This window comes from Cellulomonas sp. P2_F12 (genome assembly GCF_056403775.1).
This window is the reverse complement of sequence record NZ_JBFUEV010000012.1, coordinates 82,619-106,810: the sequence shown is the minus strand read 5'-3', so window position 1 is coordinate 106,810 and position 24,192 is coordinate 82,619. Positions and strand designations below refer to the sequence as shown.

The following is a 24,192-nucleotide window of genomic DNA, read 5'->3' as shown; positions in this document are numbered from 1 at the left end:
ATGGCTCTCAAGATCCTCGGCAAGGGCAAGCGTGTTGCCCGCCAGCGTCGTCACCTGCGCCTTCGCAAGAAGGTCGCCGGCTCGGCCGCGCGTCCCCGTCTCGTCGTGACCCGGTCCGCCCGGCACATCACGGCGCAGGTCGTGGACGACGGCATCGGCCAGACCCTCGTGTCCGCGTCGACCCTCGAGGCCGACCTGCGTGGCTCGAACGACGACAAGACTGCCAAGGCCCGCAAGGTCGGCGAGCTCATCGCCGAGCGTGCGAAGGCTGCCGGCCTGGACGCCGTGGTCTTCGACCGCGGCGGCAACAAGTACCACGGCCGTGTCGCCGCGGTGGCTGACGGCGCCCGCGAGGGTGGGCTGAAGCTGTGACGACCACGACCTTCCAGACGAAGAAGAGGACAATCTGATGGCTGCTCCTCAGCGCAGCAACACCGGCGCGCCTGCGGGCGGCGCCGGGGCCGGCGGCGGCGGTGACCGTCGCGACGGCGGTCGTGGCCGTGACGGCGGTGGCGGTCGCGGACGCGACGCCGCAGAGAAGAGCGCGTTCCTCGAGCGCGTCGTGACGATCAACCGCGTGGCCAAGGTCGTCAAGGGCGGCCGCCGCTTCAGCTTCACCGCGCTCGTCGTGGTCGGCGACGGCGACGGCACCGTGGGTGTCGGCTACGGGAAGGCCAAGGAGGTGCCCGCGGCGATCGCCAAGGGCGTCGAGGAGGCCAAGAAGAACTTCTTCAAGGTCCCGCGCATCCAGGGCACCATCCCGCACCCCATCCAGGGTGAGGCCGCTGCCGGTGTCGTCTTCCTGCGTCCGGCCTCGCCGGGTACCGGCGTGATCGCCGGTGGCCCGGTGCGCGCCGTGCTCGAGTGCGCCGGCATCCACGACGTCCTGAGCAAGTCGCTCGGCTCGTCGAACGCGATCAACATCGTGCACGCCACGGTCGCGGCCCTCAAGGGTCTCGAGCGTCCCGAGGCCGTGGCCGCGCGCCGCGGGCTCCCGGTCGAGCACGTCGTCCCGGCCGCCCTCCTCCGTGCCCAGGCCGCCGGCCTGGCCGCAGCGGCGGGCTCGAAGGCAGGTGCGTGATGGCTCGACTCAAGGTGACCCAGACGCGTTCTGGCATCGGCGGTAAGCAGAACCAGCGCGACACCCTGCGCACCCTGGGCCTCAAGCGGATCGGCGACGTCGTCGTCAAGGAGGACCGTCCTGAGATCCGCGGCATGGTCAAGACGGTGACGCACCTTGTCGCGGTCGAAGAGGTGGAGTGACCATGGCTGACGAGAACGAGAAGGGCACCGACGAGGTGACGGCCCCCAAGAAGGCCGCCGCCAAGAAGGCTCCCGCGAAGAAGGCCGCCGACACGGAGTCCGCTCCGAAGGCGACCAAGGCGAAGGCTGCGTCGGCGAAGGCCGACAAGGCTGAGGCGACGACCGAGGCTGCACCGAAGGCGAAGGCCCCCAAGGCCGAGCCGAAGGCCGCGCCCAAGGCTGCTGCGCCGAAGAAGACGGTCTCCGCCGCGGCGGCGAAGGCGGCCGAGGCCGCTGCGCAGCCCGGCAACGGCGGCACGCTCAAGGTGCACCACCTCCGTCCGGCCCCGGGCGCCAAGACCGCCAAGACCCGCGTGGGTCGTGGCGAGGCGTCCAAGGGCAAGACGGCCGGTCGTGGCACCAAGGGCACCAAGGCCCGCTACCAGGTGCCGACGCGCTTCGAGGGTGGGCAGATGCCTCTGCACATGCGCCTCCCGAAGCTGCGCGGCTTCAAGAACCCGTTCCGCGTCGAGTACCAGGTGGTCAACCTGGACAAGCTCTCGGCGCTGTACCCGAACGGTGGCGACGTGACGGTCGCCGACCTCGTGGCGAAGGGCGCGGTCCGCAAGGGCCAGCCCGTCAAGGTGCTCGGCACCGGCGAGCTCACGGTCAAGGTCTCCGTCGCGGTCGACGCCTACTCGGCGTCCGCGAAGGACGCGATCGTGGCTGCCGGCGGAAGCGTCGCGCAGGACTGATCGAAGGTCGGGACCGGTGGGGTCAGAGTTCCCCACCGGTCCCGTTCCCATATGTTCTTCAGCATCAGTTAGGGTGCCCCGGTGCTTGCGACGTAACGCAGGCGGCACGGCCGGAATGACCCGGTCGTACGAGACGCGGCTCCGGCCGCTCAGGAGGACAGGTGCTCAGCGCATTCGTGCGGGCGTTCCGAACGCCCGACCTGCGGCGCAAGCTGCTCTTCACCATCGGGATCATGGTGATCTTCCGCATCGGCTCTTTCCTGCCGACGCCGGGGGTGTCCTACCCGAACGTGCAGACGTGTATCGAGCAGTCGCAGGGGAATGACCTGCTCGGGCTCGTGAACCTGTTCAGCGGCGGCGCACTGCTCAAGCTGTCGGTGTTCTCGCTCGGGATCATGCCGTACATCACGGCGAGCATCATCATCCAGCTGCTCCGTGTGGTCATCCCTCGTTTCGAGGAGCTGCACAAGGAGGGCCAGTCCGGCACCGCGAAGCTCACGCAGTACACGCGGTACCTGACGATCGCCCTCGCGGTCCTCCAGTCGACGACGATCATCACGGTCGCGCGCAGCGGTCAGCTGTTCAGCGGCTGCACCGTCGACGTCATCCCGAACGACACCTGGTCGACCCTCCTGATCATGGTCATCACCATGACGGCGGGCACCGGCCTGATCATGTGGCTCGGCGAGCTCATCACCGAGCGCGGCGTCGGCAACGGCATGTCGCTCCTCATCTTCACGTCGATCGCCGCGAGCTTCCCGACCGCCCTGTGGTCGATCGCCGGTGGCGACAACGGCGTCACCAAGTTCGTCATCGTCCTGGCCGTCATCGTCCTGGTCGTCGCGCTGGTCGTGTTCGTCGAGCAGTCGCAGCGACGGGTACCCGTGCAGTACGCCAAGCGGATGGTCGGTCGCCGCATGTACGGCGGGTCGAGCACCTACATCCCGATCAAGATCAACATGGCCGGCGTCATCCCGATCATCTTCGCGTCGTCGCTGCTCGCCGTCCCAGGGCTCCTGGCCCAGTTCGGCGACCCGGCCGCCGGGTGGGTGCAGTGGGTCAGCCGGTACCTGGCCTCGCCCAGCGCGCCGCTGCACCTGCTGCTGTACGTCGCCATGATCATCTTCTTCTGCTACTTCTACACGGCGATCACGTTCAACCCGGACGAGGTCGCGGACAACATGAAGAAGTACGGCGGCTTCATCCCGGGCATCCGCGCCGGACGTCCGACGGCCGAGTACCTCGACTACGTGATCTCCCGCATCACGGCGCCGGGCTCGCTGTACCTGGCGTTCGTCGCGCTCATCCCGACCGTCGCGTTCATCCTGCTCGGCGTCGGCACGAACATCCCGTTCGGTGGCTCGTCGATCCTCATCGTGGTCGGCGTCGGCCTCGAGACGGTCAAGCAGATCGAGTCGCAGCTGCAGCAGCGGCACTACGAGGGGTTCCTGCGATGAGCGCCCGTCTCGTGCTGCTCGGTCCTCCCGGGGCCGGCAAGGGGACCCAGGCCGCCCGGCTGGCCGAGCGGCTCGGCGTGCCGGCCATCTCGACCGGCGACATCTTCCGCGCCAACATCAAGGGCGGCACGCCGCTCGGCAAGACGGTGCAGGAGTACACGTCGCGCGGTGCGCTGGTGCCGGACTCCGTCACCAACGACATGGTGCGCGACCGCCTCGCCCAGGACGACGTCGTCGAGGGGTTCCTTCTCGACGGGTACCCCCGCAACGTCGCCCAGGTCGCCGAGCTCGACGCGATCCTCGCGGACGCCGGGCTGACGATCGACCTCGCGGTCGAGATCACCGCGGACCCCGAGGTCGTCGTGGCCCGTCTGCTCAAGCGCGCCGAGATCGAGGGCCGCGAGGACGACACCGAGGATGTGGTCCGTCACCGGCTCGACGTCTACGCGCAGGAGACCGCGCCGATCTCGCACGTGTACGCGGACCGTGGCCTGCTCGCGCAGGTGGACGGCATCGGCGGCGTCGACGAGGTCACCGACCGCCTCGTCGCGGCGATCGGCGCCCTGAGCGCCGGCTGACCGTGTTCGGTCGCGAGCGGATCGAGTACAAGACGCCCGAGCAGGTGCTGCTCATGCGGCGTGCGGGCCTCGTCGTCGCCGACGCCCTGGCGGCCGTGCGCGCGCGGACGGTCGTCGGGGTCAGCACGGCCGAGCTGGACGGCGTCGCCGCAGCGGTCATCGCCGAGGCCGGCGCGCTGCCGTCGTTCCTCGGGTACGAGGGGTACCCCGCGCGGATCTGCGTCTCCGTTAACGACGAGGTCGTGCACGGCATCCCCGGCCCGCGCGTGCTCGAGCCCGGCGACGTGGTGTCGATCGACTGCGGCGCGATCGTCGACGGCTGGCACGGCGACTCCGCGATCACCGTCGTCCTCGACGGCGCGGACCCCCAGGACGTGGAGCTCGCCGCGACGACGGAGCGCGCCATGTGGGCCGGGATCGCTGCTCTCGCCGGCGCCGAGCGGCTCGGAGCCGTGGGCGAGGCGGTCGAGGACGTCGTGGACGCCGCGGAGGCTGCCGGGCTCAACGGCGGCGTGCGGTACGGCCTGGTCGAGGACTACGTGGGGCACGGCATCGGCACCGCGATGCACCAGCCTCCCGACGTGCCGAACTTCCGGCGACGCGACCGTGGGCCGCGGGTCCGCCCGGGTCTGTGCGTGGCCGTCGAGCCGATGGTGGTCCGCGGGGAGCGGTCCACCCAGGTGCTCGAGGACGACTGGACCGTCGTGACGGACGACGGCTCCCGGGCGTCCCACTGGGAGCACACGGTGGCGATCCTCGAGGACGGCATCTGGGTGCTCACCGCCGTCGACGGCGGTGCCGCGAAGCTCGCGGAGCTCGGCGTGACTGTCTCGCCGCTCGCCTGACCCTGCGCAGTTACTCACCAGTACGTCCATCCAGGTGAACCTGCGTCCAGTTGTCCACAAATCGGCCCTGAACTGCCGAAACGGACACGCGATGACCGGTTTGTCGGATACGGTCCTGCCCGGCGGTGAACGATCCGCCACGGGCGCCCCGGGGCCCGCGCGGGACGATCCGCGCGGTGGAGGGCGGGTGCCCACCTCCGGCAGGCACGTGGTCAGCGCGCGCCTGCACCCGACGTGATGGGTGGCTCATGCAGCGCAGTGTTCGTCCCTCCCTGTTCTCCTCCCTCGGCCGCCGCCCCGCGCGGCTGGTGGGTGCCGCCGGCCTCGCGGCCGTGCTCCTCGCGCTCGGCGCGGGCCCGGCGCACGCGCAGGACGGCCGCGGCCCGCACCGCCCGCATACGGACCGGTCGACCACCGGCGCGTACGTGTACCTCAAGAAGGACGCGGCCGCGCCGGCGTCGTGGGAGAACTCGACCCAGCAGTACCTGGTGGCGACGTGGCCCGGAGCCTCGTACCGGGACCTGACCCTCGACGAGATCCGCGCGGCGCTCCCCGCGAGCTCGACGCTCTGCGGCGCCGGCTGGGCCGTCCAGGAGGACCAGGCGCACGGCGACGCGACGGTGTTCACCGGGAACCCGGCGCCGTCCTACCCCCAGGACTACATCGGCTGGGGCCCGATCTTCGACGCGCGGCACTGGGAGCTGGCCGACATGGTGACCGTGCCGGCGTGCGGCGCGGTGGCACCGACCGCCCCGGCGACGCCGGCACCCAAGCCGACCGCCAAGCCGACGCCGAAGCCGACCGCCACGCCGACGCCGAAGCCCACGCCGTCGGCGTCCGTGCCGTGCCCGCCGACGGCCACCCCCACCCCGACGGGGACCCCGACTCCCGCCCCGACGGTCACCGCCGAACCGGTCCCGGCACCCAGCGCGACGCCCACCGCCGAGGTCGGCGCGGCCCCCGCCCCGAGCCCGGTGCGGACGGTCGAGGTGGAGTCGACGCCGACCCCCAGCGAGTCGTTCTACTCCCAGGTGCTCGCCGCAGGGGAGGAGCCTCAGGCCGCGCTGGCGTCGACCGGCTCGTCCGCGGGTCCCGCGCTGCTGGCGGGGGCGATCCTGGTGCTGGCCGGGTCCGCGCTCGTCCTGCTGCGCCGGCACCGCGCGAGCTGACGTCGGGGTCGGTCGGCACCGGGAACGGCGTCCCCGGTGCCGACCGGGGCCGCCGGGTGCGGCGGTGTGGCACACGGCACTCGGTCCGAGGCCGGGGCGGTTTCGTCCCTTGGCCCCGATGGCGTAAGATCGTCCGTTGGGTGTGCGCCCGGTTCTCGTGGCGCGCTGTTCCCACGCAGTCCCCACCACGCTGATGTCGCCCTCTCCTGGGCGGGGTCGGCCGATGTGGGCTGATCCAACAGGACCGACAGTTAGCGGAGGATATGGCGAAGAAGGACGGTGTCATCGAGATCGAGGGCAGCGTCGTGGAGGCTCTGCCGAACGCGATGTTCCGCGTGGAGCTCACCAACGGCCACAAGGTGCTCGCCCACATCTCGGGCAAGATGCGACAGCACTACATCCGGATCCTCCCCGAGGACCGGGTCGTTGTTGAGTTGAGCCCGTACGACCTGTCCCGTGGCCGGATCGTCTACCGCTACAAGTAACAGCCACTCGAACACGCCGTCAGCCCATGAGGGCGCAACGGCGGCGGAGGAACACGCGATGAAGGTCAAGCCCAGCGTCAAGAAGATCTGCGACAAGTGCAAGGTGATCCGCCGGCACGGTCGCGTCCAGGTGATCTGCGAGAACCTGCGCCACAAGCAGCGCCAGGGCTGATGCCCTGACGCCGGTCCGCTCGGACCAGCAGCTCGACCAGCACCATCGGTCCCCCCGGGGACCAGCAAGCGCACAGCCACTCCGGCGATCACTCGCCGGTGCACCCTCGGTCGGAGGCCGAGGCCCGCAGCACGCGGGAGGGCAGTGCGGCAGACCTCCGATGCAGTTCAGGAGCCACCAGGCACATGGCACGTCTTATCGGCGTCGACCTCCCCCGCGAGAAGCGGCTCGAGATCGCGCTCACCTACATCTACGGGGTCGGCCGCACCCGCGCCCAGGCAACTCTGGCCGCGACCGGCATCAGCCCGGACATCCGCGTGAAGGACCTCGGCGACGCCGAGCTCGTCGCGCTCCGTGACTACCTCGAGGGCAGCTACAAGCTCGAGGGTGACCTTCGCCGTGAGGTCGCTGCGGACATCCGCCGCAAGGTCGAGATCGGCTGCTACGAGGGCCTGCGTCACCGCCGTGGCCTTCCGGTGCGCGGACAGCGCACCAAGACCAACGCGCGTACCCGCAAGGGCCCCAAGCGCACCGTGGCCGGCAAGAAGAAGGCCGGGCGCAAGTAGCCCTCCGCCCCGGGCGCCGCGCGCCAGGGCAAGCCGATCAGACCTCGAGAGAAGAAGAGAATGCCTCCCAAGACCCGTTCCGCCGTGCGCAAGCCGCGCCGCAAGGAGAAGAAGAACGTCTCCCACGGCCAGGCGCACATCAAGAGCACGTTCAACAACACGATCATCTCCATCACCGACCCGACCGGCGCCGTCATCGCGTCGGCCTCGTCGGGCCAGGTGGGCTTCAAGGGCTCGCGCAAGTCGACCCCCTTCGCGGCGCAGCTCGCCGCCGAGGCGGCCGCTCGTCGCGCCCAGGAGCACGGCATGAAGAAGGTCGACGTCTTCGTCAAGGGCCCCGGCTCCGGCCGTGAGACCGCGATCCGCTCGCTCCAGGCGACCGGCCTCGAGGTCGGCTCGATCCAGGACGTGACGCCCCAGGCGCACAACGGCTGCCGTCCGCCGAAGCGCCGCCGCGTCTGACCGTCGGTTCCACCGGGTCGGTGCGTCGTCGCGAGGCGCGCACCGACCCGGACAGACTTGACGCCGACCAGGTGGACCGAGACCAGGCCGGCCAGTAGTACTGCGCAGCGTCATATGGCGGACGCCCGCTGAGAGGAAACAACACCGTGCTGATTGCACAGCGCCCCACCCTGACCGAAGAGGTCATCTCGGAGAACCGGTCGCGGTTCTCCATCGAGCCGCTGGAGCCGGGCTTCGGCTACACGCTCGGCAACTCGCTCCGCCGGACGCTGCTGTCCTCCATCCCCGGTGCCGCCGTCACGTCCATCCGGATCGACGGCGTGCTGCACGAGTTCTCCACCGTGCCGGGCGTCAAGGAGGACGTCACCGAGATCATCCTCAACATCAAGCAGCTGGTCGTCTCCTCGGAGAACGACGAGCCCGTCGTGATGTACCTGCGCAAGCAGGGTGCGGGTGAGGTCAGCGCCGCGGACATCGTGCCGCCCGCCGGCGTCGAGGTCCACAACCCCGACCTGCACCTGGCCACGCTGAACGACAAGGGCAAGCTCGAGATCGAGCTGACCGTCGAGCGCGGCCGTGGGTACGTGTCGGCGAACCAGAACAAGTCGTTCGACGCCGAGATCGGCCGCATCCCGGTCGACTCGATCTACTCGCCCGTCCTCAAGGTGACCTACAAGGTCGAGGCGACGCGTGTCGAGCAGCGCACGGACTTCGACAAGCTGGTCGTCGACGTCGAGACCAAGTCGGCGATCGGCCCGCGCGACGCGCTGGCCTCCGCCGGCAAGACGCTGGTCGAGCTCTTCGGGCTCGCCCGTGAGCTCAACGTCGAGGCCGAGGGCATCGAGATCGGCCCGTCGCCGACCGACGCTGCGCTCGCCGCGGACCTCGCTCTGCCGATCGAGGACCTGCAGCTCACGATCCGCTCCTACAACTGCCTCAAGCGTGAGGGCATCCACTCCGTGGGTGAGCTCGTCGCACGCTCCGAGGCCGACCTCCTGGACATCCGCAACTTCGGTGCGAAGTCCATCACGGAGGTCAAGGAGAAGCTCGCGGAGCTGGGCCTGACGCTCAAGGACAGCCCGCTCGACTTCGACCCGTCCGCCGCCGGCGCCTACTACGGCGACGACGAGGGCGACTTCGTCGAGGACGAGCAGTACTGACGCCGGGGAAGTAGACGGGCCGCTGCACAGCGGCCCGTCCGCAGCCCATCACTGGAACTCAAGGAGTAAAAACCATGCCTACGCCCACCAAGGGTCCCCGGCTCGGTGGCGGACCGGCGCACGAGCGGCTGATCCTCGCGAACCTCGCGACGGCGCTGTTCGAGCACAAGCGGATCACGACGACCGAGACCAAGGCCAAGCGCCTGCGTCCGCTCGCCGAGCGCCTCATCACGTTCGCCAAGCGCGGTGACCTGCACGCCCGCCGCCGCGTGATGACCGTCGTCAAGGACAAGTCCGTCGTGCACGTGCTGTTCACCGAGATCGCTCCGGCCGTCGCCGACCGTCAGGGTGGCTACACGCGCATCACCAAGATCGGCCCCCGCAAGGGCGACAACGCCCCGATGGCCGTCATCGAGCTCGTGCTCGAGCCGCTCTCCCCGAAGCAGGCCGTCGTGAAGGAGGCCACCAAGGCCGCCGCGAAGGCTGCGCCGAAGGCGAAGAAGGCCGACAAGGTCGAGGACAAGCCCGTCGAGGACGCTCCCGTCGAGGAGACCGTCGTCGAGGACGCGCCTGTCGAGGACGCCCCTGTCGAGACCGAGGGCGACGCCGACAAGGCGTGACCTGACAGCTGCACCGAGAAGGCCCGGGACCGGATGGTCCCGGGCCTTCTTGCGTCTCCGGCCGGGTCGTACCGGCCGCTGCGGCGGGGTGATCGTGCCGCACCTAGAGTCGGACGCATGACCCTTCCCGTCGTGCTCGTGCACGGGCTGCGGACGTCCCGCACGATGTGGCGGGCGCAGCTCGAGGCGCTGGAGCGCGTGGGGCGGCGCGCGGTCGCCGTGGACCTGCCGGGGCACGGCACCCGGATCGCGGAGCCGTTCACGCTGGACGCGGCGGTGGACACGGTCGCCGAGGCGATCGACGGGGTCGGCGGGGAGGCGTTCGTCGTCGGGCTCTCGCTCGGCGGGTACGTCGGGATCCGGCACGCGTCCAGGTGGCCGGGGCAGGTCGCCGGGCTGCTGGCTGCCTCGTGCTCCACCCGGCCGCACCGGCTCCTCCTCGGCGGCTGGTCCGTCGGCGCCCACGGGATCGCCCGGCTGCCGGACCGGGGCGCGCGCCTGAACCAGTTCTTCGTCGACCTCGCCCTGCCGCCCGAGGGCGCGCGCGACGTCGGGGCCGGCGGGTTCGCGCTGGACGCCACCCACCAGGTCCTGCGGGAGATGACCGTCGCGACCCCGCTGGCGGACCTCGCGCGGATCGAGGCGCCGGTGTGGCTGGTCAACGGCGCGTTCGACCACTTCCGCGGCGAGGAGCGACGCTTCCTGGCGGCGTGCCGTGACGGGCGGCTGGTCGTCGTGCCCCGAGCCACCCACCTGGTCAGCCTGGTGCAGCCGGCGCGGTTCTCCCGGGTGATGCTGGAGGCGCTCGACGAGGTCGACGCCCGGTCGGCGGTGCCGCAGCCACGCTGACGGGCACGGAGCGGGCCGTCAGACCCCGAGCGACCACGCGCGGACGCCGCCGACGATGCCCGCCTGGTTGGGGACCACGACGACGTCGTCGCCGAGCCGGGCCAGCGTGGCCGGGGTGACCTGCCGGGCGTTCCCGCCGCCGAGGTAGAGCCGGTCCCAGAGGAACACGGGCCGGAAGCCCTCGACCACGCGCCGCACGCGTCGGGACCACAGCCCGTCGCCGAGCCGGGCGCGCTCGACCTGCCCGATGTACGCGTCGTAGGTCGTTCCCCAGCGGACGGGTGCTTGGGACAGCTCGAGGTGCGGCGCGAGCACCCCGCCGTCGAACAGGGCGGTGCCGAGCCCGGTGCCGAGGGTGAGCACCAGCTCGATGCCGGTCCCCGAGATCACGCCGGCGCCGTGCACCTCGGCGTCGTTGAGCACGAGGGTCGGCAGGCCCAGCCTCGCCTCGACGGCGGCCCGGATGTCGCACCCGGACCAGGCGGCGAGCAGCTCGGGATCGACCGATGACCGCGGGCCGGAGCGGGTGACGTAGTGGGGGGTCGCGACGACGACGCCGTGCCGGAGCATCCCGGGCATGCCGACCGTGGCGCGCTGGGCCGGGGGCAGGCCCGCGGCGATGTCCGCGATGGTCGCGACGAGGCGCTCGGGCGGGAGCGGGTACGGCGTCGGCACCCGGACCGCGGGGGCGTGCAGGGTGCCGGCCGCGTCGAGCACGGACGCCTTGATGCCGCCCCCACCGCAGTCGACGGCGAGCGTGAACGGGTCGGAGCCGGTGCTGGGCACGGGCCCACGCTAGCGAGCGGCACGGGGGACGGCGTGCGGAACGGGCGCGCCGGGGCCGACTACCGTGTGGACCCGTGAGCGAGAGCGTGGAGGAGCCCGCCGTCCGGCTGCGGCTCGACCTGGCGTACGACGGCACCGACTTCGCCGGCTGGGCCCTCCAGCCGGGCCTCAGGACCGTCCAGGGGGTGCTGGAGGGGGCGCTGGGCACGGTGCTGCGGACCGTCGGGCCGCCGAGGGTCACGGTGGCGGGTCGCACCGACTCGGGCGTGCACGCGCGGGGCCAGGTGGCCCACGTGGACGTCCCAGCGCGGTTGCTGGCGGCGTCGCGCGGCCGGACCGAGCGCCCGGTCGAGGAGGCCCTGCTCGGACGGCTCGGGGGCCTGCTGCCGACCGACCTGGTGCTGCACGCGGTCACGCGCGCGCCCGACGGGTTCGACGCGCGGTTCTCGGCCCTGCGCCGGCGGTACACGTACCGCATCTGCGACGACGCGGCCCGCCGCGACCCGCTCTCGCGCGCGCACGTCCTGTGGCACCGCCGCGAGCTCGACGTGGACGCGATGGCCGCCGCGGCCCGCCCGTTGGTCGGCCGCCACGACTTCGCCTCGTACTGCAAGCCGCGCGAGGGTGCCACGACGATCCGGACGCTCGAGGCGTTCGCGTGGTCGAGGCCCGTTGACGGCCCGGACGCGGGTCTGGTGGTCGCGACCGTCCAGGCGGACGCGTTCTGCCACTCGATGGTGCGCTCGCTCGTGGGCGCGAGCCTGGCCGTCGGAGAGGGCCGGGCCGGATCGGGCTGGCCGGCGGAGCTGCTGGCGCGGCGTCGTCGCGACGCCGGGGTGCACGTCGTGGCCGCGCGCGGGCTCACCCTGGAGGAGGTGGGCTACCCGTCGGACGACCAGCTGGCCGCCCGGGCGGCGCAGACGCGCGCACGCAGGGCGGCCGAGGACCTGCAGCACGCCGGCGGCGGCTGCTGCGGCTGACGCTCGGTCCTCGAGTTCGTCGGACGGACTGACCTTCCGCTGCGCTCCAGGTCAGTCCTCGTCGACGTCGTCGCGGTAGCGGCGGTCGTCGACGTACTCCTCCTCGATGAGGTGCACGGCGGCCTCCTCGGCGCTCGCGGCGCCCCCCGAGATCCCGGCGTCGATGGCGAAACCGTCGGTCCCGCCCGCCTCGACGGCGTCGTCGTCCTCGATCAGCCGACCGGCGCGGAACTCCTCGCGCTCGGGTCGGGGCCGGGCCTCCCAGACCTCGGGCTCCTCCTGGCCGATCCGCTGGTCGATTGTCTCGCGGTGCGCCTCTTCCCACGCGGTCTCGCCGTAGTGGTTCGAGCGGGGCCGGGTGGGCACCGTGTAGCCCTCGTCGAGCAGGTCCTCGACGCCGCGGTCGAGCAGCGTGTCCGCGCTGGACAGCTGGTCGGTGTCGCCCTCGCTGTCGAGCTCGGGGTCGGGGCTGGTGCCGGTGGTGTCGTCCGTCATGCCTCCGACCTTCGCACCGAGCGCGCGCCGACGCCAGGGGTGGGCGGCCCCACACGCAATGCGATGGGCCACACGTGTGGCACCAGGGAGGATGGGGGCATGGGTCATCTCGACATCGGCGGCATCGGGTACGTGCTCTCGGACGGGCGACCCCTCCTCGACGACATCACGTTCCGCGTCGGTGACGGCGCCCGCGTCGCGCTCGTCGGCCCCAACGGCGCCGGCAAGACCACGCTGCTGCGGATCGTGGCCGGCGACGAGCAGCCGCACTCCGGCTCGGTCGGCCGCAGCGGCGGGCTCGGGATCATGCGGCAGGACATCGGGCGGATCAACGACGACCGGTCGATCCGGGACCTGCTGGCATCGCTGGCCTCGCCGGCCGTGCGGGACGCCGCCGTGGAGCTCGCGGCGGCCGAGCTGGCGATCATGGAGGTCGACGACGAGCCCGCGCAGATGCGGTACGCGCAGGCGCTCGTCGACTGGGCCGACGTGGGGGGCTACGAGGCCGAGGCGGGCTGGGACCGGGTCACCGACGCCGTCCTGTCCATCCCGTTCGAGCAGGCTCAGCACCGCGAGGTGCGCACGCTGTCCGGCGGCGAGCAGAAGCGGCTGGTGCTCGAGGCGCTGCTGCGCGGGCCGGACGAGGTCCTGCTGCTGGACGAGCCCGACAACGCCCTCGACGTGCCGACCAAGCGCTGGCTCGAGGACAAGCTGCGGGCGTCGAACAAGACCGTCCTCTTCGTCAGCCACGACCGAGAGATGCTCGCCCGGGTGGCGACGCAGGTGGCGACGCTGGAGCCGGGCGTCATGGGCGCGGCGGTGTGGGTGCACGGCGGCGGGTTCGCCACGTACCACCAGGCGCGCGAGGACCGGCGCTCGCGGCTGGAGGAGCTGCTGCGTCGCTGGGACGAGGAGCACGCGAAGCTCAAGGAGCTGGTGCTCACGCTCAAGACGAAGGCGGCGTTCAACGACGGCCTGGCGTCGCGCTACTCGGCGGCACAGACCCGTCTGCGCAAGTTCGAGGAGGCCGGTCCGCCGACACTGCTGGCGCGCGAGCAGAACGTCCGCGTCCGGCTGCGCGGCGGCCGCACGGCCAAGCGGGCTGTCGTCGCGACGGGCCTGGAGCTCACCGGGCTGATGAAGCCGTTCGACCTCGAGGTCTGGTTCGGCGAGCGCGTCGCGGTGCTCGGCTCGAACGGCTCAGGCAAGTCGCACTTCCTGCGGCTGCTGGCGGCAGGCGGGAGCGACCCCGGTCCCGAGCACCTGCCCGCCGACGACCTTCCCGTCGCGCCCGTGAAGCACACCGGCAGGGTCGTGCTCGGCCCCCGCGTGCGGCCGGGCTGGTTCGCGCAGAACCACGGGCACCCCGAGCTGGTCGGGCGGACGCTGCTCGAGATCCTGCACCGGGGGGAGGGCCACCGCGCCGGGCTCGGTCGCGAGCAGGCCAGCAAGGCGCTGGACCGGTACGAGCTGGTCGCCGCCGCGGAGCAGCGGTACGAGACGCTCTCGGGCGGTCAGCAGGCGCGCCTGCAGATCCTTCTGCTCGAGCTCGGGGGAGCGACCCTGCTGCTGCTGGACGAGCCGACCGACAATCTGGACCTGCACTCGGCCGAGGCGCTGGAGACGGGCCTGGCCGCGTTCGAGGGGACGGTCCTCGCGGTGACGCACGACCGCTGGTTCACGCGGACCTTCGACCGGTTCCTCGTGTTCGGCGCGGACGGCGAGGTGGTGGAGACGCCCGAGCCCGTGTGGGACGCCGCCCGCGTCGACCGGGCCCGCTAGAGCACCAGCGCCACGGCGAGCGTCGCCATCACCACGGCGATGACCAGGTCGAGGACCTGCCAGGCGCGCGGCCTGGCGAACACGGGCCGCAGGTAGGCCGCGCCGAAGCCCAGCGCGGTGAACCAGGTGATGCTCGCGGCGACCGCGCCCGCGCCGAACACCCATGCCCCGGGGTCGTGCTGGTGGGCCAGCGAGCCCAGCAGCACGACCGTGTCCAGGTAGACGTGCGGGTTGAGGAACGTCAGGGCCAGGCACGTGGACAGGACGGCGCCGAGCGCCGCCGGCCCCTCGGTCGCGGGGTCGAGGCGGGACGGGTGCCGCGCGCGCAGCGCCGCCCCGACGGCGAGCACCAGCAGGAACGCTGCGCCGGCGTACTTGGTGACCGTCAGGACCGCGGGGTGCGACGTGACGAGCGCGCCCAGGCCCGCGATGCCCGCGGCGACGAGCAGCGCGTCCGCCGCGGCGCAGATGGCCACGACCGGCAGCACGTGCTCGCGCCGGATCCCCTGCCGCAGCACGAAGGCGTTCTGCGCGCCGATGGCGACGATCAGCGACAGGGCGGTGAGAAAGCCCGAGAGGGCGACGGCAGGCACGGGGACGACCGTAGGCGGACGGCATCCTGAAGACCAGTTCATGCTTCTGATGAACCATTAGGATCCTTCATGTGGCATTCGACGCGGACCAGCTGAGCGCCCTCGCGGCCGTGGTGCACGAGGGCAGCTTCGACGCGGCCGCCCAGCGCCTGCACGTGACGCCGTCGGCCGTGAGCCAGCGGATCAAGGCGCTCGAGCAGCAGGTCGGGCGGGTCCTGGTGCTGCGCACGCGCCCGTGCCGGCCGACCGAGGACGGCGAGGTCCTGGTCCGGCTGGCGGGCCAGGTGGAGCTGCTCGGGCGGGACGCGCTGGGGCAGCTGGTCCCGGCGCCCGGGGGCGCGCGGAACGCCCGCGCGGCGGGTGCGACGAGGCGGCTGCCCGTCGCCGTGAACGACGACTCGATGTCCACGTGGTTCCCCGCGGCCGTGGCCGACCTGCCTACGGACGTGCTGCTCGACCTGCGGCGCGAGGACCAGGATCTGTCCGCTGACCTGCTGCGGGACGGCACCGTGATGGCGGCGGTGACGGCCGACCCGCGCGCCGTGCAGGGGTGCCGGGTCCGTCGGCTCGGTGCCATGCGCTACCTGGCCGTGGCGGCTCCAGCCCAACGCGACCGCTGGTTCGCCGACGGGCTCGGCGCCGAGGCGTTCGCCGCCGCGCCCCTGCTCGCGTTCAACCGCGAGGACGGCCTGCAGGAACGGTTCGTCGCCTCGGTCGTCGGCCGCCGGACCGTGACCCCCCTGGTCCACTTCGTGCCGTCGCAGGCGGCGTTCGTGGGACTCGTCGAGGCGGGGCTCGGGTGGGGGATGGTGCCCGAGGCGGCCGCCGCGGAGCGCATCGCCGCGGGGGCGCTGGTCGAGGTCCGGGCCGGGAAGCACCTCGACGTGCCGCTCTACTGGCAGCACTGGGCGCTGCGCACGCCCACGCTCGACGACCTCACCGAGCGGGTCGTGCGTGCGGCGTCGGCGGCCCTGCGACCGGTCGCCAGGCACGGGCCGCCCGGATCCGCCTGACCCCGGAGTTCCGCGTTTTGACCCCTCGGCAAGGCGGCGGCTACTCTGGTGAGTCGTTGTGCGTCCCCGTTCCGGCGGCTGCTAGTGCCCTCTCAGCACTCAGCACCGAGCCAGAACGGCAGGGCTGGTGCGTTCCCGCTCGCCGCCCGGAAGCCGACGAAAGCATTCATCGGCGGACCCGCACCCTGCGAGGTCTGCCGCGACAAGATTCGCAACGAAACGAAGGCTGACGACCGTGCGTACGTACACCCCGAAGCCCGGCGACGTCGAGCGGAACTGGTACGTCATCGACGCGACCGATGTCGTCCTGGGCCGCTTGGCCACTCATGTGGCCACGTTGCTGCGCGGCAAGCACAAGGCGACCTTTGCTCCCCACGTCGACGGCGGTGACTTCGTCATCGTCATCAACGCGGAGAAGATCGCTCTGACCGGCAACAAGCGCGAGAACAAGCTCGCGTACCGTCACTCGGGTTACCCGGGTGGCCTGCGCGCCGTGGCCTACTCCGATCTTCTGGAGAAGCACCCCGAGCGCGCGATCGAGAAGGCAGTGCGCGGCATGCTCCCCAAGAGCTCGCTCGCGCGCCAGCAGCTCACCAAGCTCAAGGTCTACGCCGGTGCCGAGCACCCGCACGCGGCGCAGCAGCCGAAGCCCTTCGAGATCACCCAGGTCTCTCAGCAGGCGTGAGCCGGCTGAGCGCAGAGAACAAGGACGCGAGGACACCAGTGGCAGAGACCACGGTCGACATCGACCTCGAGGGCGATGACACCCCCACCAGCTACACCTCCGAGACGGTTGCCCCCACCGGGCGCGGTCTGAGCAACGTGGCCCCGGCCAACGCGCTCGGTCGCCGCAAGGAGGCCATCGCGCGCGTGCGCCTGGTCCCCGGCTCCGGGCAGTGGAAGGTCAACGGGCGCACGCTCGAGGACTACTTCCCCAACAAGGTGCACCAGCAGCTCGTCAACTCCCCGTTCAAGCTGGTCGACGTCGAGGGTCGCTTCGACGTCGTCGCCCGCATCACCGGTGGTGGCGTGAGCGGCCAGGCCGGCGCGCTGCGCCTGGGCATCGCCCGTGCGCTGAACGCGATCGACGAGGAGCACAACCGCCCGGCCCTGAAGAAGGCCGGCTTCCTGACCCGCGACGCCCGCGTCGTGGAGCGCAAGAAGGCCGGTCTCAAGAAGGCCCGCAAGGCTCCGCAGTACTCGAAGCGCTGATCTTCGCGCCTCGGCCCGATGGCCCCGCCGGTCTCACGACCAGCGGGGCCATCGGCATGTCTGCGACCATCAGCAAGGACGTGCGAGGGCTCTGCGGGGCGCCTCAGGACGAAGGAGTCTGACCATGGGCCGACTGTTCGGGACCGACGGCGTGCGTGGGCTCGCCAACCGGGACGTGACCGCCGAGCTGGCGCTCGACCTCTCCGTCGCGGCGGCGCACGTGCTGGGCTCGCTCGGCCAGTTCGAGGGGCACCGTCCGCGCGCGATCGTCGGCCGTGACTCGCGGGCGTCGGGGGAGTTCCTCGCCGCCGCCGTGTCCGCGGGGCTCGCGTCGGCCGGCGTCGACGTCAACAACGTCGGCGTGCTGCCCACGCCCGCGGTCGCCTTCCTGACCGCCGAGCTCGGCGTCGACATCGGCGTCGTGCTCTCCGCGTCGCACAACCCGATGCCGGACAACGGCATCAAGTTCCTGGCCCGGGGCGGCCACAAGCTCGACGACGAGCTCGAGGCGGCCATCGAGGCGCGCATGGGCGAGCACTGGGAGCGACCGCTGGGCGGGGCCGTCGGCCGCATCCGCGTGGACACGGGCCGCGCCGGTGAGCAGTACATCGAGCACCTGATCAGCACGATCGACGTCCCGCTGACCGGCCTGCGCATCGCGGTCGACTGCGCGAACGGCGCGGCCAGCGAGGTCGGTCCCGCCGCGCTGCGGGCCGCGGGTGCCGACGTCGTCGTCATCAACGCCTCGCCCGACGGGCGCAACATCAACGAGAAGTGCGGGTCGACGCACCCCGAGCAGCTGCAGGCCGCGGTCGTCGCCTCGGAGGCGGACCTCGGCGTCGCGTTCGACGGGGACGCGGACCGCTGCCTCGCCGTCGACGCGACCGGTGCGCTGGTGGACGGCGACCAGATCATGGGCGTCCTCGCCATCGCGATGCGCGAGCAGGGCGACCTGGTCGACGACACCCTGGTGACCACCGTGATGAGCAACCTCGGCCTGAAGATCGCCATGACAGAGGCTGGGATCGCAACGATCGACACGGCCGTGGGTGACCGGTACGTGCTCGAGGCCATGCGCGCCGGGGGCTACTCGCTGGGAGGCGAGCAGTCGGGCCACATCATCATGGCCGCGCACGCGACCACGGGCGACGGGGTCCTGACGGCCCTGCAGCTCGCAGCGCGCGTGGCGGCGACGGGCACGTCGATCGCCACGCTGGCCGGCGTGGTCAAGCGGCTGCCGCAGACGCTGCTCAACGTGCCCGGCGTGGACCGGCTCCGGACCGGCACCGACGGGCCCCTGCTCGACGCCGTCCGCGTCGCCGAGGCCGCGCTGGGCGACACCGGTCGCGTGCTGCTGCGGCCGTCCGGCACCGAGGACCTGGTCCGCGTCATGGTCGAGGCGGGCACGCAGACCGAGGCGGACCGCGTGGCCAAGCAGCTGGCCGACGTCGTCTCCGAGCGGCTGGCCCTCTAGTGCCGTCGGGGCCGCAGTGGGACCAGGCGCTGCGCGACGTCGCGCTGTGGATCATCGAGGCCGGGACGCGGTCGCCCGAGGGCGTCGCGCCCATCGTCCAGGCCGGGCACCCGGCGCTGCGCGCGGTGGCCACGCCGTACGAGGCGCAGCTCTCGGACGAGGAGCTGGCCGCGCTGCTCGAGGTGATGCACCGGACCATGCGTGCCGCGCCCGGCGTGGGGCTCGCCGCGCCGCAGCTCGGGCTCCCGGTGGCGCTCGCCGTGCTCGAGGATCCCGGCTCGGTGTCCGAGGACCACGCCGACGTGCGGGAGCGGGAGCCGCTGCCGTTCCGGGTGCTGGTCAACCCGACGTACACGGCGGTGGACGCGGAGCACGTCTCGTTCTACGAGGGCTGCCTGAGCGTCGTCGGCTACCAGGCGGTGGTGGCCCGCGCGCGGCGGGTGCACCTGGTGGCGCAGGACGAGCACGGCGCCGCGGTCGACGAGGTGGTCGGCGGCTGGGCCGCCCGGATCGTCCAGCACGAGACGGACCACCTCGGCGGGACGCTGTACCTCGATCGGGCGGAGCTGCGCTCGCTGGCGGCCTCCGACGAGTTCGGCGCCCGGTGGGCGGCGGAGCCCAGCCCGACCGCAGCGGCCCGGGCGCTGGGCTTCCCGCTCGGCTGAGCGAGGGAACCGGGGTCCGACCCCGGGATGATTCGGGGCTGCCCCAGGGATGAACCGGGGGTCACCCCTATGTCGCCGTGTGGGCACCGCGACTTACCTTGGGACACGACAGCGGGCCGAACTGCGGCCGGCACAGGACGAGAGCTGGAGGACGACCCGTGGTGGAGCACTGGGCGCTCGCCCTCGCAGGTTCCCCGTGGATCTTCGTCGTCCTCTACGTCTTCGCCACCGTCGACGGCTTCTTCCCGCCGATCCCCAGCGAGTCGGTCGTCATCGCCCTCTCGGCCCTCGCGATGTCGACGGGCGCGCCCAACCTCGCGCTGATCGTCCTCGTGGCCGCCGCGGGCGCGTGGACCGGCGACCAGATCGCGTACCAGATCGGCACCAAGGTGAAGGTGCGCCAGCTGCGGCTGCTCAGGTCCGCGCGGGGTCAGGCCGCCATCGACTGGGCCGAGAACGCGCTCGCGAACCGTGGTGCCGCGTTCATCATCGCCGCGCGCTACATCCCGATCGGCCGCGTGGCCGTGAACATGACCGCCGGCGCGGTCCACTACAGCCGCCGGCGCTTCATGGGACTGACGGCGATCGCGGCGATCACCTGGGGCTGCTACTCGACGCTCATCGGCGTCGGCGCCGGTGCCTGGCTCGGCTCGCACACGATCGCGGCCGTCGCGGTCGGCGTCGTGGGCGGCCTCGCGATCGGCGTGTGCGTCGACTGGATCCTGCGCCACCTCACGCGTCGACGCACCGCGCAGCCGCCCGCGCAGCCGCTGCGGCTGGCCGACGGGACGGACGCCCCTCGCCCCGAGACGGTCCCCCCGGTCACAGGACGCTCACGATCCGACCCCGCTGCCTAACGATCCGGTCTCACCCGGTCATTTCCCCCATGACTGTGCTTACTCTCTGATTGCGCCGACGTCGCGGTCGGCGCTCCCGTGCTCGTCCACACCCCCGGGGGTGTCCGTCGGCATGGGCGGATGCGACAGGGGGCGAGATGGGCAGGCGTGCGCGGTGGGCCGCCGGCCTCGTGCTGCCCGTCGCCCTGCTGGTCGGCCTCGCGGCCTGCAGCACCCCCGAGCCCGCGCAGGACGCGGCGCCCACCGCCGTCCTCGCCGCCACCGCCGACTGCCTCTCGCAGCAGGTGCTCGCCGACCTGGACCTGGTCTCGGCCGACGAGTCACAGTCGCCCGGCACCCCGCACGCCGACGCCCCCGAGGCCGGGCGCGTGCCCGACGACTTCCTGCCCGTCAGCGTCGTGGTGTGCACGCCCGGCGGCACGCTGCACGACTCGTCGGGCACGTGGGTCGCGCTGACCGCCAGCCGGCGCGAGGGCGACCTGGATCCGCTGGTCGCCGCCCTGCGCCGGCCGTCCGCGCAGCGGGGTGGCACGTGCAGCAGCGCGTCGGTCGTCGCGCCGGCGCTGTGGCTCGTCGACGCACTCGGCCGCGCGATCCGGCCCGTGTGGCCCACCGACCGGTGCGGAGGCCCGCAGGAGTCCGTCTCGACCGCCCTCGACGCGCTCGAGGAGACCGACAGCGAGCAGTACCCGGTCCGCCTGCTGGCGCCCGCGGAAGCGACCGCAACGCCCTGAGCGCTGGCCGGCCCTGAGCCCTACAGCTTGCGGAGCCGGACCCGTTCGACGGAGTGGTCCCGGCCCTTGGTGAGCACGAGGGTGGCCCGGCTGCGCGTCGGCAGGATGTTCTGCACGAGGTTCGGCTCGTTGATCGAGTCCCAGATCCGTTCCGCGCGCTCCACGGCCTCGTCGTCGGTGAGCGCCGCGAAGCGGTGGAAGAACGACTCCGGGCGCGCGAAGGCCGTCTCGCGCAGCGCGAGGAAGCGGTCGACGTACCACCGGCGCACGTCGCTGGTCCGCGCGTCGACGTAGATGGAGAAGTCGAAGAAGTCGCTGACGGCGAGGTTCGACGTCCCCTCGGCCGTCGGGCGGGCCGGCTGGAGCACGTTGAGGCCCTCGACGATGAGGACGTCCGGTCGGTTCACCACGACCTCGCGGCCCGGCAGGATGTCGTAGGTCAGGTGGTCGTACACCGGGACGCGGACCTCGGGGCGACCGGCCTTGACCTTGGACACGAAGCGCAGCAGCGCGCGCCGGTCGTAGGACTCGGGGAAGCCCTTGCGCTCCATCAGCCCGCGGCGCTCGAGCTCGGCGTTGGGGTAGAGGAAGCCGTCGGTGGTGACCAGCTGGACGCGCGGCGTGGCGGGCCAGCGGGCGAGCAGCTCGCGCAGCAGGCGGGCGGTGGTGGACTTGCCGACCGCCACGGAGCCGGCCACCCCGATGACGAACGGGGTGCCGCCGACGTCCTCGCGCAGGAACGTGCTCGACGCCGCGTGCAGCCCCCGGGTGGCCTCGATGTGGAGGTCGAGCAGCCGGGAGATCGGGCGGTAGATGGCGTCGACCTCCGCGAGGTCGATCGGGTCCCCGAGGCCGGCCAAGCGCTCGACGTCGGCGTCGGTGAGCGGGAGCGGGGTGGAGGCGGAGAGCCGCGTCCAGGCGTCGCGATCCAGGTCGACGTAGGGCGTGGCCGGGGTCAGCGACGGTGGCACGTGGTCGATTGTGCCCGAGGTCGGGCGCAGGGGCCGTCCACGCCCCCCGGTAGACTCCCCGCCATGTGTGGAATCGTCGGTTACGTCGGTAGCCAGGTAGCCAGCGATCGCCCCCTGGACGTGGTGCTGGAGGGCCTGCGGCGGCTGGAGTACCGCGGTTACGACTCGGCGGGCGTCGCGCTGGTCAGCCCGGAGGGCCGGCTGGCCACCGCCAAGAAGGCCGGCAAGCTGGCCAACCTGGTCGAGGAGCTGGACCTGCGCCCGCTGCCGGAGTCGACGGCGGCGATCGGGCACACCCGCTGGGCCACCCACGGCGGACCCACCGACGTCAACGCCCACCCGCACGTCGCCGGAAAGCTCGCGGTGATCCACAACGGCATCGTCGAGAACTTCGCCGGTCTCAAGTCCGAGCTGGTGTCCGAGGGTGTCGAGTTCCTCTCGGAGACCGACACCGAGGTGGCCGCCCAGCTCATCGCGCGGGCGTACGAGGGCACGGGCGACCTGACGGCGGCGATGACCGCGGTGGCGCGCACGCTGCACGGGACCTTCACGCTGCTGGCCGTGCACGAGGACGCCCCCGACACGGTCGTCGGCGCCCGGCACGACTCGCCGCTGGTCGTCGGCATCGGCGAGGGCGAGAACTTCCTGGGGTCGGACGTCGCGGCGTTCATCTCGCACACGCGCGAGGCGCTCGAGCTCGGCCAGGACCAGGTGGTGACCATCACGCCGGACGCCGTCACGGTCACGGACTTCGACGGGCAGCCCGCCCAGGCGCGCCGGTACACGGTCGACTGGGACGCCGCCGCCGCCGAGAAGGGCGGGTTCGCGTCGTTCATGGACAAGGAGATCCACGACCAGCCGCAGGCCGTCGCGGACACCCTGCTGGGCCGGACCGACGCCCGCGGGCGCCTCGTGCTCGACGAGGTCCGGATCGACGAGTCGGTGCTGCGGGCCGTCGACAAGATCGTCGTCGTCGCCTGCGGGACCGCCGCCTACGCGGGGCACGTGGCCAAGTACGCGATCGAGCACTGGTGCCGCATCCCCGTCGAGGTCGAGCTGGCGCACGAGTTCCGGTACCGCGACCCGGTGGTGAACGAGCGGACCCTGGTGGTCGCGGTGTCCCAGTCCGGCGAGACGATGGACACGCTCATGGCGGTCCGGCACGCGCGCGAGCAGGGCGCCAAGGTGCTGGCCCTGGTGAACACGCACGGCTCGACCATCCCGCGCGAGGCCGACGCCGTGCTCTACACGCACGCCGGCCCGGAGATCGCCGTCGCGTCCACCAAGGCGTTCCTGGCGCAGATCACCGCCGCCTACCTGCTCGGGCTCTACCTGGCGCAGCTGCGCGGCAACAAGTACGCCGACGAGGTCGCCGCGATCCTCACGGAGCTGCGGGCCATGCCCGACAAGATCCAGCAGGTGCTCGACCGGTCCGACCGGGTGCGCGAGACCGCGCGGTCGATGGTGGACACGAAGTCCGTCCTGTTCCTGGGACGGCACGTCGGGTTCCCGGTGGCGATGGAGGGTGCGCTCAAGCTCAAGGAGCTCGCCTACATCCACGCCGAGGGGTTCGCCGCCGGTGAGCTCAAGCACGGCCCGATCGCGCTGATCGAGGAGGGGCAGCCGGTGTTCGTCGTCGTCCCCTCGCCGCGCGGGCGGGACTCGCTGCACTCGAAGGTGGTCTCGAACATCCAGGAGATCCGCGCCCGTGGCGCCCGGACCCTCGTGATCGCGGAGGACGGCGACGTCGACGTGCTGCCGTACGCCGACGAGGTGTTCTACGTGCCCCGGTCGCCCACGCTGCTGGCCCCGCTGCTGGCCGTGGTGCCCCTGCAGGTGTTCGCGTGCGAGCTGGCCACCGCGAAGGGGCTCGACGTGGACCAGCCGCGCAACCTGGCCAAGTCCGTCACGGTCGAGTGATCGTCGGGGTGGGCATCGACGTCGTCGACGTCGCCCGGTTCGTCGAGACGCTGCACCGGGTACCCGCGCTGCGCGAGCGGCTGTTCACCCCGGAGGAGCGGGCGATGCCGGAGACGTCGCTGGCGGCCCGGTTCGCCGCCAAGGAGGCCATCGCCAAGGCGCTGGGGGCTCCGGGTGGCATGAGCTGGCAGGACGCGACGGTCCGCCGGGTGCTCGGGGCGCAGCCGGTCGTGGAGGTCGTCGGGACCGTCGCCGCCGTGGCCGAGGCGCTCGGCGTGGACCGGTTCCACCTGTCGATATCCCACGACGCCGGCATCGCGTCGGCCGTGGTGATCGCCGAGCGCGACTGA

30 protein-coding genes are annotated in these 24,192 nt (G+C 72.2%); 26 read left to right on the top strand and 4 right to left on the bottom strand.

The genetic code is table 11. From position 1 onward, the window contains the following. The 15 genes from rplR (at position 1) to AC1DWH_RS19355 (ending at position 10,360) form a co-directional block, all read left to right on the top strand. Positions 1-372 (top strand): 50S ribosomal protein L18, encoded by a 372-nt coding sequence (gene rplR / locus AC1DWH_RS19425; protein ID WP_146927928.1) that lies wholly within the window; start codon positions 1-3, stop codon positions 370-372. Positions 373-409: 37 nt separating this feature from the next. Further along, the gene (gene rpsE, locus AC1DWH_RS19420) at positions 410-1,081 is read left to right on the top strand and encodes a 30S ribosomal protein S5 (RefSeq protein WP_456826467.1); all 672 of its coding nucleotides are present in this window, start codon (positions 410-412) and stop codon (positions 1,079-1,081) included. Beyond that, on the top strand, positions 1,081-1,263 hold the full coding sequence (gene rpmD / locus AC1DWH_RS19415) for a 50S ribosomal protein L30 (RefSeq protein ID WP_028045050.1): 183 nt from the start codon (positions 1,081-1,083) through the stop codon (positions 1,261-1,263). Before rpsE ends, rpmD begins: the two co-directional genes overlap by 1 nt. Positions 1,264-1,265: 2 nt before the next feature. Beyond that, a complete protein-coding gene (rplO, locus tag AC1DWH_RS19410; RefSeq protein WP_456844733.1) occupies positions 1,266-1,997 on the top strand; it encodes a 50S ribosomal protein L15 in 732 nt (243 codons plus the stop codon). 161 nt (positions 1,998-2,158) lie between these two features. After that, positions 2,159-3,454, top strand: coding sequence for a preprotein translocase subunit SecY (gene secY / locus AC1DWH_RS19405; protein WP_456844732.1), 1,296 nt, complete (start codon positions 2,159-2,161; stop codon positions 3,452-3,454). Further along, a complete protein-coding gene (locus AC1DWH_RS19400) occupies positions 3,451-4,032 on the top strand; it encodes an adenylate kinase (RefSeq protein ID WP_456844731.1) in 582 nt (193 codons plus the stop codon). The genes secY and AC1DWH_RS19400 overlap by 4 nt, the downstream gene beginning before the upstream one ends. A gap of 2 nt (positions 4,033-4,034) precedes the next feature. Beyond that, complete coding sequence (gene map, locus AC1DWH_RS19395) at positions 4,035-4,877, top strand: type I methionyl aminopeptidase (RefSeq protein ID WP_477095054.1); 843 nt, start codon at positions 4,035-4,037, stop codon at positions 4,875-4,877. A 248-nt stretch (positions 4,878-5,125) separates the two neighbouring features. Beyond that, positions 5,126-6,046 carry an LPXTG cell wall anchor domain-containing protein gene (locus tag AC1DWH_RS19390; protein WP_477095053.1) on the top strand — a complete coding sequence of 307 codons (921 nt, stop codon included), beginning with the start codon at positions 5,126-5,128 and terminating at the stop codon, positions 6,044-6,046. A gap of 263 nt (positions 6,047-6,309) precedes the next feature. Beyond that, positions 6,310-6,531, top strand: coding sequence for a translation initiation factor IF-1 (gene infA / locus AC1DWH_RS19385; RefSeq protein ID WP_013770189.1), 222 nt, complete (start codon positions 6,310-6,312; stop codon positions 6,529-6,531). A 58-nt stretch (positions 6,532-6,589) separates the two neighbouring features. Continuing rightward, on the top strand, positions 6,590-6,703 hold the full coding sequence (gene rpmJ / locus AC1DWH_RS19380; RefSeq protein WP_013117849.1) for a 50S ribosomal protein L36: 114 nt from the start codon (positions 6,590-6,592) through the stop codon (positions 6,701-6,703). Between the two features lie 185 nt (positions 6,704-6,888). Next, positions 6,889-7,269, top strand: coding sequence for a 30S ribosomal protein S13 (gene rpsM / locus AC1DWH_RS19375; RefSeq protein ID WP_456826461.1), 381 nt, complete (start codon positions 6,889-6,891; stop codon positions 7,267-7,269). A 60-nt stretch (positions 7,270-7,329) separates the two neighbouring features. After that, a complete protein-coding gene (gene rpsK, locus AC1DWH_RS19370) occupies positions 7,330-7,731 on the top strand; it encodes a 30S ribosomal protein S11 (protein ID WP_055912186.1) in 402 nt (133 codons plus the stop codon). 146 nt (positions 7,732-7,877) lie between these two features. Then, the gene (locus AC1DWH_RS19365; RefSeq protein ID WP_456844728.1) at positions 7,878-8,891 is read left to right on the top strand and encodes a DNA-directed RNA polymerase subunit alpha; all 1,014 of its coding nucleotides are present in this window, start codon (positions 7,878-7,880) and stop codon (positions 8,889-8,891) included. Positions 8,892-8,965: 74 nt separating this feature from the next. Further along, positions 8,966-9,511 carry a 50S ribosomal protein L17 gene (gene rplQ / locus AC1DWH_RS19360; RefSeq protein WP_456844727.1) on the top strand — a complete coding sequence of 182 codons (546 nt, stop codon included), beginning with the start codon at positions 8,966-8,968 and terminating at the stop codon, positions 9,509-9,511. 117 nt (positions 9,512-9,628) lie between these two features. Next, positions 9,629-10,360, top strand: a complete 732-nt coding sequence (locus tag AC1DWH_RS19355; RefSeq protein WP_477095052.1) for an alpha/beta fold hydrolase — start codon at positions 9,629-9,631, stop codon at positions 10,358-10,360. Positions 10,361-10,378: 18 nt separating this feature from the next. On the opposite strand, the gene AC1DWH_RS19350 is transcribed toward AC1DWH_RS19355, so the two are convergent. Next, positions 10,379-11,146 carry an ROK family protein gene (locus AC1DWH_RS19350; RefSeq protein WP_477095051.1) on the bottom strand — a complete coding sequence of 256 codons (768 nt, stop codon included), beginning with the start codon at positions 11,144-11,146 and terminating at the stop codon, positions 10,379-10,381. A gap of 74 nt (positions 11,147-11,220) precedes the next feature. On the opposite strand from AC1DWH_RS19350, the gene AC1DWH_RS19345 reads away from it, so the two are divergent. Beyond that, positions 11,221-12,126, top strand: a complete 906-nt coding sequence (locus AC1DWH_RS19345) for a tRNA pseudouridine synthase A (RefSeq protein WP_477095050.1) — start codon at positions 11,221-11,223, stop codon at positions 12,124-12,126. 51 nt (positions 12,127-12,177) lie between these two features. On the opposite strand, the gene AC1DWH_RS19340 is transcribed toward AC1DWH_RS19345, so the two are convergent. Next, entirely contained in the window at positions 12,178-12,621 is a 444-nt protein-coding gene (locus AC1DWH_RS19340) for a DUF5709 domain-containing protein (RefSeq protein ID WP_456844723.1), read from the bottom strand. A gap of 99 nt (positions 12,622-12,720) precedes the next feature. Here AC1DWH_RS19340 and AC1DWH_RS19335 point away from each other — a divergent pair, with 99 nt between their 5' ends. After that, positions 12,721-14,403: an ABC-F family ATP-binding cassette domain-containing protein gene (locus tag AC1DWH_RS19335; protein WP_456844722.1), complete on the top strand. Its 1,683-nt coding sequence runs from the start codon at positions 12,721-12,723 to the stop codon at positions 14,401-14,403. On the opposite strand, the gene AC1DWH_RS19330 is transcribed toward AC1DWH_RS19335, so the two are convergent. Next, positions 14,400-14,996, bottom strand: a complete 597-nt coding sequence (locus AC1DWH_RS19330) for a LysE/ArgO family amino acid transporter (RefSeq protein WP_456844721.1) — start codon at positions 14,994-14,996, stop codon at positions 14,400-14,402. The two genes, AC1DWH_RS19335 and AC1DWH_RS19330, sit on opposite strands and share 4 nt — an antisense overlap. A gap of 71 nt (positions 14,997-15,067) precedes the next feature. Between AC1DWH_RS19330 and AC1DWH_RS19325 the strand changes: the two genes are divergently transcribed. The 7 genes from AC1DWH_RS19325 to AC1DWH_RS19295 all read left to right on the top strand — a co-directional run bounded on the left by AC1DWH_RS19325 (position 15,068) and on the right by AC1DWH_RS19295 (position 20,951). Then, complete coding sequence (locus AC1DWH_RS19325; RefSeq protein ID WP_477095049.1) at positions 15,068-16,009, top strand: LysR family transcriptional regulator ArgP; 942 nt, start codon at positions 15,068-15,070, stop codon at positions 16,007-16,009. A 235-nt stretch (positions 16,010-16,244) separates the two neighbouring features. Continuing rightward, complete coding sequence (rplM, locus tag AC1DWH_RS19320) at positions 16,245-16,694, top strand: 50S ribosomal protein L13 (RefSeq protein WP_370504642.1); 450 nt, start codon at positions 16,245-16,247, stop codon at positions 16,692-16,694. A gap of 38 nt (positions 16,695-16,732) precedes the next feature. Beyond that, positions 16,733-17,221 (top strand): 30S ribosomal protein S9, encoded by a 489-nt coding sequence (gene rpsI, locus AC1DWH_RS19315; RefSeq protein WP_477095048.1) that lies wholly within the window; start codon positions 16,733-16,735, stop codon positions 17,219-17,221. 124 nt (positions 17,222-17,345) lie between these two features. After that, the gene (glmM, locus tag AC1DWH_RS19310; RefSeq protein ID WP_477095047.1) at positions 17,346-18,695 is read left to right on the top strand and encodes a phosphoglucosamine mutase; all 1,350 of its coding nucleotides are present in this window, start codon (positions 17,346-17,348) and stop codon (positions 18,693-18,695) included. A gap of 29 nt (positions 18,696-18,724) precedes the next feature. Beyond that, the gene (locus tag AC1DWH_RS19305) at positions 18,725-19,360 is read left to right on the top strand and encodes a peptide deformylase (RefSeq protein ID WP_477095064.1); all 636 of its coding nucleotides are present in this window, start codon (positions 18,725-18,727) and stop codon (positions 19,358-19,360) included. Positions 19,361-19,518: 158 nt separating this feature from the next. Then, the gene (locus AC1DWH_RS19300) at positions 19,519-20,217 is read left to right on the top strand and encodes a DedA family protein (protein ID WP_477095046.1); all 699 of its coding nucleotides are present in this window, start codon (positions 19,519-19,521) and stop codon (positions 20,215-20,217) included. A 137-nt stretch (positions 20,218-20,354) separates the two neighbouring features. Next, positions 20,355-20,951: a hypothetical protein gene (locus AC1DWH_RS19295; protein WP_477095045.1), complete on the top strand. Its 597-nt coding sequence runs from the start codon at positions 20,355-20,357 to the stop codon at positions 20,949-20,951. 20 nt (positions 20,952-20,971) lie between these two features. Here the strand turns inward: AC1DWH_RS19295 and coaA are convergent, their stop codons facing one another. Then, complete coding sequence (gene coaA / locus AC1DWH_RS19290; protein ID WP_456847257.1) at positions 20,972-21,922, bottom strand: type I pantothenate kinase; 951 nt, start codon at positions 21,920-21,922, stop codon at positions 20,972-20,974. 63 nt (positions 21,923-21,985) lie between these two features. Between coaA and glmS the strand changes: the two genes are divergently transcribed. Together glmS and AC1DWH_RS19280 are read left to right on the top strand one after the other, a co-directional pair. Then, the gene (gene glmS, locus AC1DWH_RS19285; RefSeq protein WP_477095044.1) at positions 21,986-23,842 is read left to right on the top strand and encodes a glutamine--fructose-6-phosphate transaminase (isomerizing); all 1,857 of its coding nucleotides are present in this window, start codon (positions 21,986-21,988) and stop codon (positions 23,840-23,842) included. Then, entirely contained in the window at positions 23,839-24,192 is a 354-nt protein-coding gene (locus AC1DWH_RS19280; RefSeq protein ID WP_456847255.1) for a holo-ACP synthase, read from the top strand. The genes glmS and AC1DWH_RS19280 overlap by 4 nt, the downstream gene beginning before the upstream one ends.

Bases quoted from the DNA above. Each gene is read 5' to 3' on its own strand.
- rpsE (WP_456826467.1), top strand. From the start codon at position 410: ATGGCTGCTCCTCAGCGCAGCAACACCGGCGCGCCTGCGGGCGGCGCC.
- AC1DWH_RS19295 (WP_477095045.1), top strand. From the start codon at position 20,355: ATGGGCAGGCGTGCGCGGTGGGCCGCCGGCCTCGTGCTGCCCGTCGCC.
- AC1DWH_RS19355 (WP_477095052.1), top strand. From the start codon at position 9,629: ATGACCCTTCCCGTCGTGCTCGTGCACGGGCTGCGGACGTCCCGCACG.
- glmS (WP_477095044.1), top strand. From the start codon at position 21,986: ATGTGTGGAATCGTCGGTTACGTCGGTAGCCAGGTAGCCAGCGATCGC.
- rplO (WP_456844733.1), top strand. From the start codon at position 1,266: ATGGCTGACGAGAACGAGAAGGGCACCGACGAGGTGACGGCCCCCAAG.
- rpmD (WP_028045050.1), top strand. From the start codon at position 1,081: ATGGCTCGACTCAAGGTGACCCAGACGCGTTCTGGCATCGGCGGTAAG.
- AC1DWH_RS19400 (WP_456844731.1), top strand. From the start codon at position 3,451: ATGAGCGCCCGTCTCGTGCTGCTCGGTCCTCCCGGGGCCGGCAAGGGG.
- rplR (WP_146927928.1), top strand. From the start codon at position 1: ATGGCTCTCAAGATCCTCGGCAAGGGCAAGCGTGTTGCCCGCCAGCGT.
- rpmJ (WP_013117849.1), top strand. From the start codon at position 6,590: ATGAAGGTCAAGCCCAGCGTCAAGAAGATCTGCGACAAGTGCAAGGTG.
- glmM (WP_477095047.1), top strand. From the start codon at position 17,346: ATGGGCCGACTGTTCGGGACCGACGGCGTGCGTGGGCTCGCCAACCGG.
- AC1DWH_RS19340 (WP_456844723.1), bottom strand. From the start codon at position 12,621: ATGACGGACGACACCACCGGCACCAGCCCCGACCCCGAGCTCGACAGC.
- AC1DWH_RS19335 (WP_456844722.1), top strand. From the start codon at position 12,721: ATGGGTCATCTCGACATCGGCGGCATCGGGTACGTGCTCTCGGACGGG.
- AC1DWH_RS19390 (WP_477095053.1), top strand. From the start codon at position 5,126: ATGCAGCGCAGTGTTCGTCCCTCCCTGTTCTCCTCCCTCGGCCGCCGC.
- infA (WP_013770189.1), top strand. From the start codon at position 6,310: ATGGCGAAGAAGGACGGTGTCATCGAGATCGAGGGCAGCGTCGTGGAG.
- rpsK (WP_055912186.1), top strand. From the start codon at position 7,330: ATGCCTCCCAAGACCCGTTCCGCCGTGCGCAAGCCGCGCCGCAAGGAG.
- rpsM (WP_456826461.1), top strand. From the start codon at position 6,889: ATGGCACGTCTTATCGGCGTCGACCTCCCCCGCGAGAAGCGGCTCGAG.
- rplQ (WP_456844727.1), top strand. From the start codon at position 8,966: ATGCCTACGCCCACCAAGGGTCCCCGGCTCGGTGGCGGACCGGCGCAC.